A 15402-nucleotide genomic window follows, 5' to 3' on the forward strand; every position below is an offset into this window, starting at 1 on the left:
CGCCCCGTCTTTGACGTCCCAGCCGAGCTCCTGCAATTGCGTTCGTATTGCGTCGGCGCGGGGCCAGTCCTTGTTGGCGCGCGCGGTGGCGCGTTCGGCTTGCAGCGCGGCGACTGCGGGCGGCGTGGCGCGCTGCGCCGGTTGCCATTGCGTCAGACCTAGTCCCAGCACCTGGTCACAGTAGGCCACGGTCGCTTTGCGCGTGGCAGCATCGAGCGCGCTACGCGCCAGTTCCCACACCACGGCCAGGCCGCGCGGCAGGTTCAGATCCTGGTTGATCTCGGCATCGAAACGCGCGGCCCACTGCGCATCCACGTTGCCGCCATCTGGCCATTCGGCAAACATTTTGCGCAGGCGATCCAGCGCCACCTGCGCCGCGTCCAGCGCTTCCAGGCTAAAGCGCAGCTGGCTGCGGTAATGCGCGGTCAAACACAGGTAGCGAAAGGCGAGCGCGTCATTGCCGCGATCCAGCAGGGTTTGCAAACGCAAAAACTGGCCAGAAGACTTGGACATCTTTTCGCCGCTCTCCAGCATAAAGTGGCCATGCATCCAGTAATTGGCCAGGCGCGTGCCAAAGCAGGCTTCGCTTTGTGCGATCTCGTTGCTGTGATGCACGGCGATGTGATCCTCGCCGCCACAGTGGATATCAAACCAGGGCGTCAGATATTTCGCTGCCATGGCTGAGCACTCAATATGCCAGCCAGGAAAGCCCCGTCCCCACGGGCTGTCCCATTCCATCTGCCGCTGGCTGCCGGGCGGGCTGAGTTTCCACAAGGCGAAATCGGTGGCATGGCGCTTGTCGCCCAATGCCACGCGCACACCCGCATCCAGCCCTGATTGGTCCAGCCGGGCCAGATAGCCATAGTCATCCTGCTTGCTCGAATCAAAATACACGCCGTCGGGGCTGCGATAGGCATAGCCATTGGCCTCAATGGCCGCAATCATCGCAATCTGCTCGCCGATGTGCTCGGTGGCTTTACACCACAAGGCTGGCTCCAGCAGATTGAGCGCGCGCCAGTCCGCCTGGAAGGCAGCGGTGTATTTTTCGGCGATCTGCCACGCTGATGCGCCCGCGCGGCGGCTGCCTTTTTCCATCTTGTCTTCGCCATCGTCCGCATCCGACACCAGATGGCCCACGTCGGTGATATTGACCACATGGCGCACGTTGTGGCCACCGTGTTGCAGCACCCGGCGCAGCAGATCCTCAAACACATAGGTGCGCAGATTGCCGAGATGCGCGTAGTCGTACACGGTGGGGCCGCAGCAATACAGTCCCACCTGATCCGCTTGCAGTGGCGTAAACGGGCGCAACGCGCGCTCCCAGGTGTCATACAGCACGATAGGCATCGGGTGGTCCTTGTCAGCGAGATTGTTTTGATAGGGCAAAAACCAGGGCAACAAAAAAGCCACCGGTTGGCGGGCAACGGGTGGCTTGGGGTGACGCGCGCTGTTCGCGCTGTGACGCTAGTGGATCAGCGCCCAGGCGTGCTCACCCCCGCGACAACAGCAGCAAGGCTGAGTAAGCGGACGGTGGGCAAGGCGGGTGATGCGCGCGACGGGTTTCATGCCGCTTATCGTAGGGGACGCCCATGGGGCCGGTCAATGGGCTGAATGGTCGGGGTCCTGGCTAGGCAGGCTGGTGCCGGGCTGCTTATGCTGCCAACACGTATAGATACACAGGACTGCCGCCATGCTGACACGTTCTCTCATCTTGCCGCTTATGCTGGGCGCCGCCGAATGGGCTGGCGCGGCTTCTCTGACCAGCGTGGCCGGGGCTGTTGGCGGCCTGGGCAATGGCAGTATCAGCGGCGGTTGCACCACCTATGGCCCGCCAGCCACCACGCAGGCGTTTTTCGGCAGCGACGGCTTTGGCGTACCGTCGGGCGGCATTGCCGCTTGCGATTATCGCGGCGAAGTGGTTGAGCACAGCGCGGCCATTGGCAACGTGACCAGTAGCGCCAGCGTCAGCAACGCGGTGCTCACTCTGGGGGCATCGCCCGCGGTTTATAACGGCAGCGGTGCCGCACGCGCCAGCTATACCAGTCTGGGGGTGCAGGCGCATGGCGCCATCACCGGCGGCGAGCTGCCCGGCAATCCCACCGATGTCTATAACTCGATCGGTGCAGCCATTACCCACGATACGCTCACCGTCAATGACCCCACCCGCACCGGCCACACCGGTTACATCGATTACGTCTACACGGTCGACGGCAGCTTGTCGGCACCGGGTGACCCCGGCGCTTATCTGTTTGGCTATGCTGCGATCAATTTCGGCGTGGAGCAGGATGGCGTGATCTATAGCCGCGCCTTCCAGGGGCATGTCTATCGCGGGCAAGAAGCCGAAGTGCGCAATCTGAGCACCGATGCTCCCGGCTTCGCTATTGGCATAGGCAGTGCCAGCGGCAGCGAGACATTCTCCACCAGCGATATATTCGCGGCGCGGGCGTTCTCGTTCACCTTTGGCACATCGTTTGATTATGGCATCGGGCTGGAAGCCATCGCCTACGGCACGGCCGACGTCGATTTCTCGTCGACGGTCAAACTGGTCGGCATCAATGTTTACGATAGCGATGGCAATTTGCTGAGCGGCTACACCATTTCGTCCGACAGTGGCACCAACTACCTGGCCGCCGCAGTGCCTGAGCCACATGAATGGATACTGCTGGGCGTGGGTGGCTTAGGGCTGGCATGGACGCGGCGGCGCAAAAGCGGCGCTGCCTTGCCGGGGGCCATTGCTTGAAGCGAGCAGGGCGGAATCTGGCAACCTGCAGCTGCGACGGTGCGCAGGGCTGGTCTAGAATGCGGCAACCGGTCTACGCGTGATGCCCATGTCTGTTGCTACTGCTCGTCCCACTCCCGTGTTCTGGCGCGATCCCGCCATGCCCTGGCTAGAATTGCGCACCGTGCTCGACGGCCGCACGGTGTGTTACGCACCGCATACGCATGAGACGTTTTCGATCGGTGCCATTACCGGTGGCCAAAGCCTGTATATCAACGGCACCCAGCGTAGGCAGGTGCAGACCGGCGATCTGGTGATCATCAATCCGGAGCAAGTACACGCCTGCAATCCGCTGACCGATGCGGCGTGGGCTTATCACATGTTTTATGTCGACGTGACATGGCTGGCGGGCTTGCAATATGAGCTGGGTTTTACTCCCGCTGCAGCCTTTCAGCCCTTTGCCACCACACTCAGTGCAGATCCTGCCTTGTATGCCGGACTGACCCGATTGGCCGCCAGCTTGCACGAGGGCGCGGGCGATCACTTGCTGCAGCAAAGCCAGGCCATCGCCTTCTTCAGCGAATTGCAACTGGCGCTTGGCCCGGCACGGCCGCCGCGCCAGCCGGCGCATCACAAACTACAACGCGCCGCTGATCTGATCCGCGAACAATATGCCGAAACATTGACGCTGGATCAGCTTTGCGCCGCCGCCGAGCTGTCGGCCACGCATCTTATCCGTGGGTTTAAACAGCATTTCGGCATGACACCTCATGCCTATCTGACCAACCGCCGGATTCAGGTCAGCCGCACGCGCTTGCGCCAGGGCGCGGCGATTGCCGAGGTGGCGCACGAGGTGGGATTTGCCGATCAGGCGCATCTGCAACGTGCCTTCAAACAAATGATGGCAACCACGCCAGGCCACTATCGCACCGCCTGAGGACGCCTTGCGTCACACCGCCAGCAAGGCGGCGCTGCCCAGCAGTAACAACGCCATCAGCCGGTTGAATTGCCGCACGCGGGCCGGTTGCTGCAAATAGCGCCGTAAATGGCTACCGGCATAGGCCCAACTGCCCACCGAGACGTAGCAAATCACCAGATACAGCCCGGCAAATTGCCAGATCAGCGCGCGATCGCCATCGGCCACATATGCGCTCATGCCCGCCAGCGCAGCCACCCACGCTTTGGGGTTCAGCCATTGCATCAAGGCGCCATACCACAAGGACGGCCGCCGCAGCTGCGAACGGGCACTGAGCTGGCCATCGTCCAGCGCCAGTCGCCACGCCATCCACAACAAGAACGCCACGCCCGCCCACTGGATAGCGCGTGCCAACCCCGGCAGGGCATCCAGCAGTTGATGCAGCCCGAAACCGCTAAGCACCAGCAATAAAACAAAGCCCAGCGTAGCGCCGAGCACATGCCGCAGCGCCGGCATCAGGCCATACTGCGCCGCACTACCCAGCGCCACCAGGTTGACCGGGCCCGGCGTGATCGAAGCAACCAGCGCGAACGCGGCCATCGACAGATAAACAGACATTGCAAAACTCCGTGCAGAACAAGGTGGCACGAAGGTAGCGGGGCGGGTGGGGTGGGGTATTGAACAAAATAACCGTGGCGACGCGCGATTTACTGCGCTGGTCGTGGCAATTGTGCAGGCGGCGCAGCTTGGGGCGAGTTGCCGCTAAACATCGTCTCGGAAACCGTGTATAAGAGCCAGAACCCGTGCAAATCTGTGCGGCTGATCAGCGCCACTTACGGTGGTGCGCGGCCTGTCCCCTAGAGGGAGGATCCATGTCTACACGCACTTGTTATCACACCTTTTTGTCAGATGACGAGGCAGAAGCCCGTCCCCGAGTCGCTACGCCGTCGATTTCCACCCCGCGCCCGACACCCACTTCACAGTGGCTTGAGGTGGAAGCCACGCTGCGGGAGCGTGCTCAAAATATCGAAAAGCGAGTTGAAATCAGCAGCAGTGAGCAACTGGTCGCGCTGCGTAAAAAAGTACGAGCAGACAAGGGCTTGTAACGCTTTGCAAGCGTTCTGTTTGCTACATAAAATCCGGCATCCAACTTGCCGGATTTTTTATTTTGCCCAGGGCTTTTCTGCAGGACGGCTTTGTTACCGGGGACAAGAATGGTACCGAACCAGATTACCTGGTTGATTTCGCCTATCTTGATTTCGAACAACAAATGGCGCTTGAGCGCTTTCTGACCAGGTATCGCGCCGGTGAGCTGCAAGAAGGCAAAAACAAGCCTTCGTTCGAAGACGACGACGGTGGTGTTTTATCCTTCGCGAAGGAATATCAGACCTTCCACGTCTGGCACTATCACTGCGGCCCTTGGCGCCTTCATGGGGCATTTCAATTTACCTTGGCGCATTTGCCTCGCAACCTCGCCGGAAAGCGCTGCGGCCCGGTTATTCACTATGTGCGGCGACAATCCGGGCAGGAAATCACGGTAATTGGTCTGGGGTATGACCATGTGGATCCATTTCCGCGTCCCACCAAAGCATCTGAACTTTGGCAGCGGATGAAAAACCATCAAACGCGCGTCGCCCTAGAGTGAACTTGATTTGGCATATCGCAATAATTTGTTAGTCTTTGTGGGCATATAAAGCCCCAGCTATAGTCAGGCATCCTCCACCGCCCCCCCCCGCCATGCCCCGCCCGGATTCAAACATCGAGGCCATCGAATGGCCCACCTGGTTGTTGCTGCTCAGCGTGTACAGCGCGTGGGCCGCTGCGGTGTGGGCGTCGGAGCATATTACGGCGTGGCTTGCGGTGCCGCTGCTGGCGCTGGCGCTGGCGTGGTATTCCAGCCTGCAACACGAATTGCTGCACGGCCATCCCACCCGCAATGCGGCCTTCAATCGCTTTCTGGGATTGCTGCCGTTAGCGGTCTGGTATCCCTTCGATGAGTACAAGCGCAGCCATCTGGCGCATCACGAAGAAGCACATCTGACTTACCCCGGCATTGATCCCGAAAGCAACTATCTGGCGCCAGCCGCCTTCCGCCGGTTGCCGCGCGGATTGCAGCCCTTGCGCCGCGCCACGCGCACCGCGTTTGGCCGTATGTTGCTGGGCCCGGCGTTTGCGATTGTGGCGACCTGGCGCGATGGCTGGCGTGATCGCGCGCAGCGCAAGGTCTGGTGCCAGCATTTGCTGTTGCTGGCCTTGATAGCGCTGGCGCTGGGGCTGGCGCAGGCCTCGCTCTGGCGTTATTTGCTGGCGAGCTATCTGGCCTTGGGGATTTCAATGCTGCGCTCTTTCTATGAGCACCGGCCCGCGGCGGTGCCAGCGCATCGGGTGGTGCTGAATGAGGCGGGCTGGTTCTGGCGCTTGCTGTTTCTGAATAACAACTACCATCTGGTGCACCACGAGCAGCCGCGCTTGCCGTGGTATCGCATCGCCGCTGCCTACCGCGCCGATCGCAGCGCCTTGTTGCAGCGTAATGGCCACTTTCTGGTGCCCGGCTACGGCTATCTGTTGCGGCATTACGGGTTCAAGCCAATTGATGCGCCAACCTATCCCGCGGTGCACGTCAGCATCTAGCAGTGGTCAGCTAGCGGTAAGCGCTGGTTTATTTTCTGCGCATTGCCCGGTAGTATCGCTCATCCGTTTTGTCGCGCTGGCTAACATAACAACACGCCTTCTGATCAAGGAAATCCGCCATGAATTTGCGTTTCTCTCGCCGCGCTGTGCTGGGCGGCGCTGTCGCCCTGTTGCTTGCTGCCGTCACCCACGCTGCCGACACGCCGGTACGCGTCAGCTCCAAGATCGACACCGAGGGCGCCTTGCTGGGCAATATGATTTTGCAAGTGCTGCAAGCGCAGGGCATCAAGACCGAGAACAAGGTGCAGTTGGGCACCACCAAGGTGTTGCGCGGGGCGATTACGGCAGGGCAGATCGATATCTATCCCGAATACACCGGTAATGGCGCCTTCTTTTTCTCCGACGAAAAAAATCCGGCATGGAAGAACGCCAAAGCCGGTTACGACAAGGTCAAGCAGCTCGATCTGGAAAAAAACAAGCTGGTCTGGCTGGAGCCATCGCCGGCCAATAACACCTGGGCCATTGCCATACGCAAAGACGTGGCCAGCAGCAACAAACTCAAATCGCTGAGCGATCTGGGCGCTTATATCGCCAAGGGCGGCAGCTTCAAACTGGCTGCATCGGCTGAATTTATCGAGCGCCCCGATGCCTTGCCCGCGTTCGAATCCGCCTATGGTTTCAAGCTCAAGCAAGACCAGTTGCTGACGCTGGCCGGGGGCGATACCACTGTCACCATCAAGGCTGCGGCGGAGCAGACGTCGGGCGTGAATGCGGCGATGGCGTATGGCACCGATGGCCCGGTGGCGGCGCTGGGTCTGGTCACGCTGGACGACCCCAAGGGCAGCCAGCCGATCTACGCGCCAACGCCGGTGATCCGTGCCGAAACCCTGAGCGCTTACCCCAAAATCAAGGATGCACTGGCGCCGGTGTTCAAATCGCTGGATAGCAAAACCTTGCAAGGCCTGAACGCCAAGATCGCCATCGAAGGCCAGGATGCCAAAAAAGTCGCGGCCGATTATCTGAAGTCGAAAGGCTTTGTTAAATAACAGGAAGCGTCTGGCTTGCGTCTGAAACTGCATAACCGCGTGCTGGCCTTGCTCTGGCTGCTGGGCTTGCTCGCGGCGCTGGGCGTGGCCTGGTTAACGCATGCACCTAACCGACTGGTAACGGGCACCGGCGTGTCGTTTGCCAGTGTGTTGCATGGCGCTCGTGGGCTGGTGCTACTGCCGGGTTTGTGGCTGGGTGCGGCGGCGTGGCTGCGGCCAGGCTGGCGCGTGCACGCCTCGGTCTTGATCGCCGCAACCTTATGGCTGAGCGGCCTGGTTTATATCGCCGGGGCGGAAGCGGCGCGGCTGGCTGAAGTCGATTCGGCTTATAGCCGCACCTCGTTTGGTGGCGGCTTGTGGCTCTTGCTCACGCTGGGCTGGTTGATGGCGGCCGATGCGCTGGGGCGGCTGCGCTTGCAGCCTGTGCCCGCCGTATTGATCGGCCTGGCAGTGCTGGCGCCGTTGGCCGCTTTGTTGTACAGCGGCCAGCTCGATCAGCTCTCGGTGCTAAAGGAGTACGCCAACCGCCAGGACGTGTTCAACGACGCCTTGTCACGCCATCTCGAAATTGTGGCCGCTACCTTGCTGCCCACTTTGCTGATCGGCGTACCGCTGGGCGTCTTGGCCTATCGCCGCCAGCACGTGCGGCCGCCGTTGTTTGGCGTGCTTAATGTAATCCAGACCGTACCTTCCATTGCCTTGTTCGGCCTGCTGATTGCGCCGCTGGCCGCGCTGGCGGCGCATCTGCCCGTGCTGGCGCAGTGGGGCATAGGCGGCATCGGCATGGCGCCGGCCGTGATTGCGCTAACCCTGTACTCGCTGCTGCCCATGGTGCGCAGTACCACGGCGGGATTAGAGCAAGTGCCTGCCAGTGTGGTGGATGCAGCGCGCGGCATGGGGCTGTCGGCGCGGCAGATTTTCTGGAAAGTGGAAGTGCCGCTGGCTTTGCCGGTTCTGCTGGCGGGTTTGCGCATCACCACCGTGCAAGCCATCGGCCTGACCACGGTGGCCGCACTGATCGGTGCCGGTGGTTTTGGCGCGATCATGTTCCAGGGTTTGCTCAGCAGCGCCATTGATCTGGTCTTGCTCGGCGTGGCGCCGGTCATTGCGCTGGCGGTGGTGGCCGATGCGGTTTTCAAATTACTGGTGGCGCTGGTCGCGCCAGGGAAGCGCCAATGATCGAATTCAAGGAAGTCAGCAAAACCTTTGGCGCCTGGCAAGCGGTGGACAAGCTCAGTCTGCGTTTGCCCGACGGCGAATTTACCGTGCTGATCGGGCCGTCGGGTTCCGGCAAATCGACCACACTCAAAATGATTAACCGGCTGGTGGAACATGACAGCGGCCGCATCCTGTTTGCCGGGCAGGAAATCCGCAGTTTTAGTCCGGAAGATCTGCGTCGCCGCATGGGCTACGCCATCCAGTCCAATGGTTTGTTTCCGCACTGGACCGTGGCCGAAAACATTGCCACCGTTCCCACCTTGCTCAAGTGGCCCAAGGCGCGCATCGCCGATCGGGTGACCGAGTTGCTGACGCTGCTGGACCTCGACCCCAATCGCTATCGCGACCGTTATCCGCACGAATTATCCGGCGGGCAGCAGCAACGCGTGGGCGTGGCACGGGCGCTGGCGGCTGACCCGGAAATCCTGCTGATGGATGAGCCGTTTGGTGCACTCGACCCGGTCACCCGCGCGGCGCTACAGAAAGAACTGGCGCGCATTCATCAGCGCTCGGGCAAATCCATTGTGCTGGTTACACACGATATCGACGAGGCGCTGCTGCTGGCCGATCGCATTGTCTTGCTCGACCAGGGGCGCATTGCGCAAGTCGGCACGCCGCAGCAAATCCTGGCGCAACCGGCCAGCGATTTTGTCGCGGATTTTGTCGGCCGCAGCGAAGTGGGCATCAAATTGCTGGGCTTGCACCGCATCGCCGACCGCGTGCGGCGCGGTGTCAGCGCCGTGGGCCAGCCGCTGCCGCTGCATGCCAGTTTGCGCGAGGCCTTGTCCGCCTTTGTGGCGCAGGGGCAGGGCAGTTTGCCGGTGGTGGATGAGCACGGCCACAGCGTCGGCAGCATTCATTACGCCGATTTGCTGGACGTGCCCGCATGAGGCGTCGCGCGGTCTGGGCCGATCCCTTGCTGTGGTCGGGCGCCGTGTTGCTGCTGCTGATTTTTGGCATGCCGCTGCTGACGCCGCTTTTCCATGCGTGGTTTCCCGAACTGGAGCGGCCTTTATATCTGCAGGAAACCTTTCCGGCGCTGGTGGCGGCGCATCTGGGCATCGTGGCGGCATCAAGCGCGGTGGCGATCGTGCTGGGCCTGGCGGCGGGCATTGCGGTAACGCGCGCTGGCGGCAAGGATTTTCGCGGGCTGGTCGAAACGGTGGTGGCGATGGGGCAGACCTTTCCGCCGGTGGCGGTGCTGGCGGTGGCGGTGCCCCTGATCGGATTTGGCGTGTGGCCGGCGTTGATTGCATTGGCCTTGTACGGCTTGCTGCCCATCGTGCAAAGCACCATCGCGGGCATCGAATCGGTGCCGGAACCGGTGCGTGAAGCCGCACGCGGTCTGGGCATGCGTGCGTGGCAGATCCTGTGGCAGGTCGAACTGCCGCTGGCTCTACCGGTGCTGATTGCGGGTATCCGCACTTCGGTCATCATCAATATCGGCACGGCGGCGATAGCCTCCACCGTGGGCGCCAAAACATTGGGCTCACCCATCATCGTGGGCCTGAGTGGCTTCAACACGGCCTATATTCTGCAAGGCGCTTTGCTGGTGGCCTTGCTGGCCATCGTGACCGACCTGGCCTTCGACCGGCTGCAAAGCCGTTTGCAAGGTGGCCGCAGCGCGGCGCCCACCCGCACCGATAGCCCGGCCGCCACGGCGCATGGCGCGCGCTCGACGCCATGATTGCCGCGCTGCCGATGTATGACGCCGGTCCGGGCGCAAACGAGGCGCTATGGCGGGTGCTGGCCGACGCCTTGCGGGCGGCAGGCGTGGTCGCGGTGCCGATGCGGCTGGAGCAGCCCACCGATTTGCTGACGCACTGGCGTGACCCGCAACTATTGCTTAGCCAGACTTGCGGTCATCCGCTGACGCACGCGCTGGCCGGACAGGTGCAATTGCTGGGCGCCTGGCATTATCGCTGGCCCGGTTGCGTGGGGCGCGATTACTGCAGTTGGCTGATTGCCCGCGCCAGCGATACGCGTGCGGGTCTGGGCGATTTTAGCGGCGCCACCCTGGCGTATAACTCGGACGACTCACAGTCGGGCTACCACGCGTTGCGGCGCATGCTGTTGCCCGAGGAAATCAAGCGCTTCTTTGGCCACAGCGTGGCCACCGGCGCGCATCGGCTATCGCTTGCCGCCGTGCGCGCGGGCGACGCCGATCTGGCCGCCATCGACTGCATCAGCTACGCCTTGCTGCAACAGACCGCCCCGGCGGAATTGAACGGCCTCAAATGCATCGGCGCCACCCCGCCCAGCCCGGGCCTGCCGCTGATTACCTCGCGGCACACGCCGCCCGAGCAAGTGCAGCGCATGCGCCTGGCGCTGCAAGCACTCCCCAGCCATCCCGCGCTGGAAGCTTTTGGCATTGTGGGTTTCGAGGCCCTGCCGTTGGCGGCATATCCACGCTAATCCCGCCCAGAGTGACCCGCGCTGTTGCGCTGAAGTGACAGCGCCTGGCCAGGTAGCGGCGCAGATACAAGCAGGCAAACGGCAGGCGCGGCTGGGCGTGCTAGATTGGCCGCCTTCTGCCATGACCACCACGATGTTGACTATGCGCGCTGTGCTGTTTCCACTTGTTCTGACGCTGGCCGGACTGGTTCCTGCAGCCCACGCTGCCGCCATTGCCACGCAACTGCCGCTGGGCGTCAGCCCGACGCATTACGACGTGTCCATCACGCCCCATGCCCGCACGCTGGAATTTGACGCGCAAACCACGGCCAGCATCAGCATCAGCGCGCCGACGCGTTCGATCACGCTCAACGCGCAAGATCTGGTATTCAGCCGCGTCACCCTCAGCGGGCCCGGCGGACGCCAGCGCGCCAAAGTCAGCCTGAAGCAGGGCACGGCAACCTTTACCTTTGCGCACACGCTGCAACCCGGCGCTTACCGCCTGGCCATGACCTACCGCGGCCAGATCGGCACGCAGACCAGTGGCTTGTTTGCCATTGATTACGTCACGCCCCAAGGCAAACAGCGTGCGTTGTATACCCAGTTTGAGAGCGCCGACGCGCGGCGTTTTATTCCGTGTTGGGATGAGCCCGCGTACAAGGCCAGCTTTAGTCTGGACGTGACCGTACCCGCCAGCCAGCTGGCGGTCAGCAATATGCCCATCGCGCGATCCACGCCGCTGGCGGGCGGGCTGAGCCACATCACGTTTGCGCCCACGCCGCGCATGTCAACCTATCTGCTGTTCTTTGGCCTTGGTGATTTCGAACGCGCCAGCGCGCAAGTCGGCCCCACCGAAGTGGGTGTGATCGCGGCGCGCGGCAAGCTCGATCAGGCGCGGTTTGCGCTGGATGCCGGCCAGGCCGTGCTGCGTGAATACAACGATTATTTTGGCGTGCCCTATCCACTGCCCAAGCTCGACAATATCGCGGCACCCGGCGACAACCCGTACTTTGGTGCGATGGAAAACTGGGGCGCTATTTTTACCTTTGAGAGCCTGTTGCTGGTGGATCCACATCTGACCACCCAGGCCGAACGCCAGGACGTATTCGACACCGCCGCGCACGAAATCGCGCACCAATGGTTCGGCAATCTGGTGACCATGCGCTGGTGGGATGATCTGTGGCTGAACGAAGGGTTCGCCTCATGGATGCAAGCGCGCACCACCGAAAAGCTGCATCCGGAATGGCATACCGCCGCCGCGCGCGTGCATGTGCGCGATGAAGCGATTGAAGAAGACGCGCTGCAGGCCACGCATCCGGTGGTGCAACCCATCGCCACCGTCGAGCAAACCCAGCAAGCCTTCGACACCATCACCTATAGCAAGGGCCAGGCGGTCATCGACATGCTGGAAGACTATGTGGGCGCCGAGGCCTGGCGCAGCGGCGTGCAGCGTTATCTGCAGGCGCATGCTTACGGCAATAGCGCGTCGGATGATTTGTGGAGCGCGATGCAGGGCGTGGCTGCCGACAAACCGGTCGCCCGGATCGCCCGCGCCTTTACCACCCAGCCCGGCGTACCGCTGCTCAAACTGGTGCAGCAACAATGCCTGAATGGCCAGACGGAAGTACAACTGCAACAAGCTGAATACAGCGCCGATCAGCCGGGCAAAGCCGCCTTGCACTGGCCGGTGCCGGTCAGCGTGCAAGTGGTGGGCGGGGCGGTGGTACGCGGCCTGGTCGATGGCGAACAGACACTGCATTTGCCCGGTTGTGGCCCGGTGCTGATCAATGCGGGCCAGCACGGCTATTTCCGCACCGAATACACGCCGGACGATATGCGTGCCCTGGCCAGCGTGTTCGGCCAGCTGGCAGCGGTGGATCAACTGGGCCTGCTGCACGATGCGCAGGGTCTGGCCGTGGCAGACCAGGCATCGATCACAGCATGGCTGGAACTGGTCAACGCCACGCCCGCCAACGCGGAAGCCGCGGTCTGGTCGGATATCGCCACTGCATTGCTTGAGCTTGACCGTTACTACGCCAGCGATACCCCGGCACGCCAGGCGTTGCGCCGCTTTGCCCACGCCCGGCTGAGCCCGCTGCTGGCTGAGCTGGGCTGGCACGACAGCATCGATGAAGCGGCCGATCGCAAGCGCTTGCGGCTGACGCTGATCGATGTGCTGGGTGATCTATCCGACCCCGATTTGCTGGCCACCGCCCGCCAGCGTTACAGCGCGCCCGCCGCCGAGCAATCGGCCGATCTGCGCCGCGCCGTACTCAATGTCATCGCCCAGAACGCCGACGCCGCCACCTGGCAACAACTGCGCGCACAGGCCCAAGCCGAGACCAGCGCCCTGACGCGCGAAAAGCTGTATTCCTTGCTGGCGCAAACGCATGACCCGCTGCTGGCACAACGCGCCCTGGAACTGGCGTTGACGCCGGAGCCCGGGGCCACCCTCAGCGCCGCGCTGATCCGCCAGGTGGCCAAGCGTCATCCCGATCCGGCCTGGCGTTTTGCCATGGCACATCTGGCGCAAGTCGATCCACTCACCGACGGCGGTGGCAGCCGGTACTACCCGGAGCTGGCTGCCAGCTCGCTCGACCCCGCCATGCCGGCGCAGCTGGATGCCTATGCCCAGGCGCATATCGATCCGGCCGAGCGCCGTATCTCTGACCATCAACGCCAGCAAATCAACGTGCGCCTGCGCTTTTTGCGCACGCAGCTGCCGCAACTGGAGCAGTGGCTGGCGCAGCACTGAAACGCGGGCCAGCTTGCGGCCAGCGCATTGCTTGTCCAGGATTAAGTAGCCGCTGCGCATGCAGCGGCATTTTCCAGGACAAAGCGATGCGGGCAATCTGGCGGTGGTGGGTGGGGCTGGCGATGGTATTGGCGTGGCACAGCGCCTCGGCCGATGGTTTGTGTACGTTCAGCCCGATCAACATCGTTTTGCCCAGCGTGAGCGCGGTCAGTGGCGGCGCCATCACCGTAACCGCCACTACCAATATCTCCTGCAGCGGCCTGCCAGTGGGCAATGTGCGGGTGTGTCTGCAGCTTGGCGCGGGCAGCACGTACGACGCCGCCCCGGCCACGCGCTATATGGCCAACGGCAACGTCGGGCAGATGCAATACAACGTCTATACCGACGCCAGCTACTCGACCGTGTGGGGCACCTATGCCAATCCGCCGGTGGGGTATACCGATGTGGCGCTGTCCAATTTGCTGACCGGCAGTGGCAGCATGCAGCTTTATTTCAAGATTCCCGGCGGCCAGACCGGGCTGACCCAGGGCACTTATACCGCATCACTCACCGCCAATAGCGTGGCGACTTATGTGCAATGGCTGCTGGGGTATTCGCATGCCTGCAACACCACCATCGAAAACAACCTCGGCACGGTGCCAATCACCATCAGCGCCACCGTGATTGCCGATTGCAGCATTACCACCAGCAACATCGCTTTCGGCAATCAGGGCCTGCTGAACACCGCCCTGACTGCCAACGGTGCAATCAGCGTGCAATGCACCAATGGCTCGCCGTACACGATCGCGCTGGATAAAGGCACCACCAGCGGCGCCACCCTGCTGGACCGGCAGTTGAAGAGTGGTTCGAACGTGGTGCACTACCAGTTGTATTCCGACTCGGCCCGCACCACGGTCTGGGGCGATGGCACCTCGGGTGCGCCCACGCTGGGTAAGACCGGCACAGGGGGCATCCAGTCATGGCCGGTGTATGCGCGGATTCCGGTACAGACCACGCCCGCCACGGGAACCTATACCGATACGATCACCGCGACCGTGAGTTTTTGAGTATCCGTAAGCGCCTACACGCTTTACAGCCTGACGCCCGGAACAAGCGCGGCGGGCAGGGGCTCCCAGCTGTTTTGGACTACGGGAGTACGGAGATGGATAGCGATCGCAAAGTCGACGACGTGGTGAGCCGCGATGGCAACTACTGCTTTACCGCCAACGGCGAGGTAGTACATCAGGTGGCGCATGCACAATGCGGCAATCAGGATTTGTTGCGCGAGCAACTGGCCGATGTGGGGCGCAAGCCGTGGGCCGAGGAAAGTCTGGTGGAGAAATTCAAGGATCTGGTGACCGGGCAGGCGGCGGAAAAGTAGGCCGGCGTCTAGCCAGGCTGAATGAAGCGCCAACCGATAGGGTGGGTCTAGACCCACCCCCCAAAGTGGCAAGCCAGAACAACCCGACGCGCGAGGGCGGTGTGGATTTGCGATGGGCGTACTTGCTGGCGGCTTTGAATGGTGGGTCTCGACCCACCGTATGAGAGGTTGGCGGATCGTGGCGGGAACGGTGACAAATCAGACGGCAGTAGCCCTGCGAAATGGATGCGCTCAGCGGGCGCTGCCGACATTCACTGTCACCCGTCGCAACCACGCCCACCCGATGTTGCGCAGCAACGAGGCAGCACGCCAGGCCAACAGCAGCCATTACCTGTCGAGGGAGGGGAAGGAGACCGGCTTTAT

At 62.3% G+C, this 15402-nt stretch carries 16 protein-coding genes; 14 read left to right on the plus strand and 2 right to left on the minus strand.

Annotated features, from left to right (window positions below; translation table 11 throughout):
* Positions 1–1347: cysteine--tRNA ligase (gene cysS / locus ACYQ1A_RS21430; protein ID WP_499365760.1), on the minus strand; the 1347-nt coding region annotated here is incomplete at its 3' end.
* A 343-nt stretch (positions 1348–1690) separates the two neighbouring features.
* Between cysS and ACYQ1A_RS21435 the strand changes: the two genes are divergently transcribed.
* Complete coding sequence (locus ACYQ1A_RS21435; protein ID WP_499365761.1) at positions 1691–2740, plus strand: PEP-CTERM sorting domain-containing protein; 1050 nt, start codon at positions 1691–1693, stop codon at positions 2738–2740.
* A gap of 139 nt (positions 2741–2879) precedes the next feature.
* Positions 2880–3656, plus strand: a complete 777-nt coding sequence (locus ACYQ1A_RS21440; protein WP_499365762.1) for an AraC family transcriptional regulator — start codon at positions 2880–2882, stop codon at positions 3654–3656.
* A gap of 12 nt (positions 3657–3668) precedes the next feature.
* On the opposite strand, the gene ACYQ1A_RS21445 is transcribed toward ACYQ1A_RS21440, so the two are convergent.
* Complete coding sequence (locus ACYQ1A_RS21445; protein WP_499365763.1) at positions 3669–4253, minus strand: LysE family translocator; 585 nt, start codon at positions 4251–4253, stop codon at positions 3669–3671.
* Positions 4254–4507: 254 nt separating this feature from the next.
* On the opposite strand from ACYQ1A_RS21445, the gene ACYQ1A_RS21450 reads away from it, so the two are divergent.
* The 12 genes from ACYQ1A_RS21450 to ACYQ1A_RS21505 all read left to right on the plus strand — a co-directional run.
* Positions 4508–4741 (plus strand): hypothetical protein, encoded by a 234-nt coding sequence (locus ACYQ1A_RS21450; protein WP_499365764.1) that lies wholly within the window; start codon positions 4508–4510, stop codon positions 4739–4741.
* Between the two features lie 62 nt (positions 4742–4803).
* Entirely contained in the window at positions 4804–5280 is a 477-nt protein-coding gene (locus tag ACYQ1A_RS21455) for a hypothetical protein (RefSeq protein WP_499365765.1), read from the plus strand.
* Positions 5281–5372: 92 nt separating this feature from the next.
* Positions 5373–6266: a fatty acid desaturase gene (locus tag ACYQ1A_RS21460; protein WP_499365766.1), complete on the plus strand. Its 894-nt coding sequence runs from the start codon at positions 5373–5375 to the stop codon at positions 6264–6266.
* A 119-nt stretch (positions 6267–6385) separates the two neighbouring features.
* Positions 6386–7312: a glycine betaine ABC transporter substrate-binding protein OsmF gene (gene osmF, locus ACYQ1A_RS21465; RefSeq protein ID WP_499365767.1), complete on the plus strand. Its 927-nt coding sequence runs from the start codon at positions 6386–6388 to the stop codon at positions 7310–7312.
* A 15-nt stretch (positions 7313–7327) separates the two neighbouring features.
* A complete protein-coding gene (locus ACYQ1A_RS21470) occupies positions 7328–8491 on the plus strand; it encodes an ABC transporter permease (RefSeq protein ID WP_499365768.1) in 1164 nt (387 codons plus the stop codon).
* Entirely contained in the window at positions 8488–9420 is a 933-nt protein-coding gene (locus ACYQ1A_RS21475) for an ABC transporter ATP-binding protein (RefSeq protein ID WP_062224192.1), read from the plus strand. Before ACYQ1A_RS21470 ends, ACYQ1A_RS21475 begins: the two co-directional genes overlap by 4 nt.
* Complete coding sequence (locus ACYQ1A_RS21480; RefSeq protein ID WP_499365769.1) at positions 9417–10217, plus strand: ABC transporter permease; 801 nt, start codon at positions 9417–9419, stop codon at positions 10215–10217. The genes ACYQ1A_RS21475 and ACYQ1A_RS21480 overlap by 4 nt, the downstream gene beginning before the upstream one ends.
* Complete coding sequence (locus ACYQ1A_RS21485) at positions 10214–10945, plus strand: phosphate/phosphite/phosphonate ABC transporter substrate-binding protein (protein WP_499365770.1); 732 nt, start codon at positions 10214–10216, stop codon at positions 10943–10945. Before ACYQ1A_RS21480 ends, ACYQ1A_RS21485 begins: the two co-directional genes overlap by 4 nt.
* Before the next feature lie 142 nt (positions 10946–11087).
* On the plus strand, positions 11088–13679 hold the full coding sequence (locus tag ACYQ1A_RS21490; protein WP_499365771.1) for a M1 family metallopeptidase: 2592 nt from the start codon (positions 11088–11090) through the stop codon (positions 13677–13679).
* Between the two features lie 86 nt (positions 13680–13765).
* A complete protein-coding gene (locus ACYQ1A_RS21495) occupies positions 13766–14725 on the plus strand; it encodes a Csu type fimbrial protein (RefSeq protein ID WP_499365772.1) in 960 nt (319 codons plus the stop codon).
* Positions 14726–14820: 95 nt separating this feature from the next.
* A complete protein-coding gene (locus tag ACYQ1A_RS21500) occupies positions 14821–15039 on the plus strand; it encodes a hypothetical protein (RefSeq protein WP_499365773.1) in 219 nt (72 codons plus the stop codon).
* Positions 15040–15151: 112 nt separating this feature from the next.
* Positions 15152–15402: hypothetical protein (locus ACYQ1A_RS21505; RefSeq protein WP_499365774.1), on the plus strand; the 251-nt coding region annotated here is incomplete at its 3' end.

The sequence above is a fragment of the Silvimonas sp. JCM 19000 genome, from assembly GCF_054652575.1.

Coding starts and splice junctions, on each gene's coding strand:
- osmF (WP_499365767.1), top strand. CDS start 6,386: ATGAATTTGCGTTTCTCTCGCCGCGCTGTGCTGGGCGGCGCTGTCGCC.
- ACYQ1A_RS21495 (WP_499365772.1), top strand. CDS start 13,766: ATGCGGGCAATCTGGCGGTGGTGGGTGGGGCTGGCGATGGTATTGGCG.
- ACYQ1A_RS21445 (WP_499365763.1), bottom strand. CDS start 4,253: ATGTCTGTTTATCTGTCGATGGCCGCGTTCGCGCTGGTTGCTTCGATC.
- ACYQ1A_RS21435 (WP_499365761.1), top strand. CDS start 1,691: ATGCTGACACGTTCTCTCATCTTGCCGCTTATGCTGGGCGCCGCCGAA.
- ACYQ1A_RS21485 (WP_499365770.1), top strand. CDS start 10,214: ATGATTGCCGCGCTGCCGATGTATGACGCCGGTCCGGGCGCAAACGAG.
- ACYQ1A_RS21475 (WP_062224192.1), top strand. CDS start 8,488: ATGATCGAATTCAAGGAAGTCAGCAAAACCTTTGGCGCCTGGCAAGCG.
- ACYQ1A_RS21450 (WP_499365764.1), top strand. CDS start 4,508: ATGTCTACACGCACTTGTTATCACACCTTTTTGTCAGATGACGAGGCA.
- ACYQ1A_RS21480 (WP_499365769.1), top strand. CDS start 9,417: ATGAGGCGTCGCGCGGTCTGGGCCGATCCCTTGCTGTGGTCGGGCGCC.
- ACYQ1A_RS21490 (WP_499365771.1), top strand. CDS start 11,088: ATGCGCGCTGTGCTGTTTCCACTTGTTCTGACGCTGGCCGGACTGGTT.
- ACYQ1A_RS21460 (WP_499365766.1), top strand. CDS start 5,373: ATGCCCCGCCCGGATTCAAACATCGAGGCCATCGAATGGCCCACCTGG.
- ACYQ1A_RS21500 (WP_499365773.1), top strand. CDS start 14,821: ATGGATAGCGATCGCAAAGTCGACGACGTGGTGAGCCGCGATGGCAAC.
- ACYQ1A_RS21440 (WP_499365762.1), top strand. CDS start 2,880: ATGCCCTGGCTAGAATTGCGCACCGTGCTCGACGGCCGCACGGTGTGT.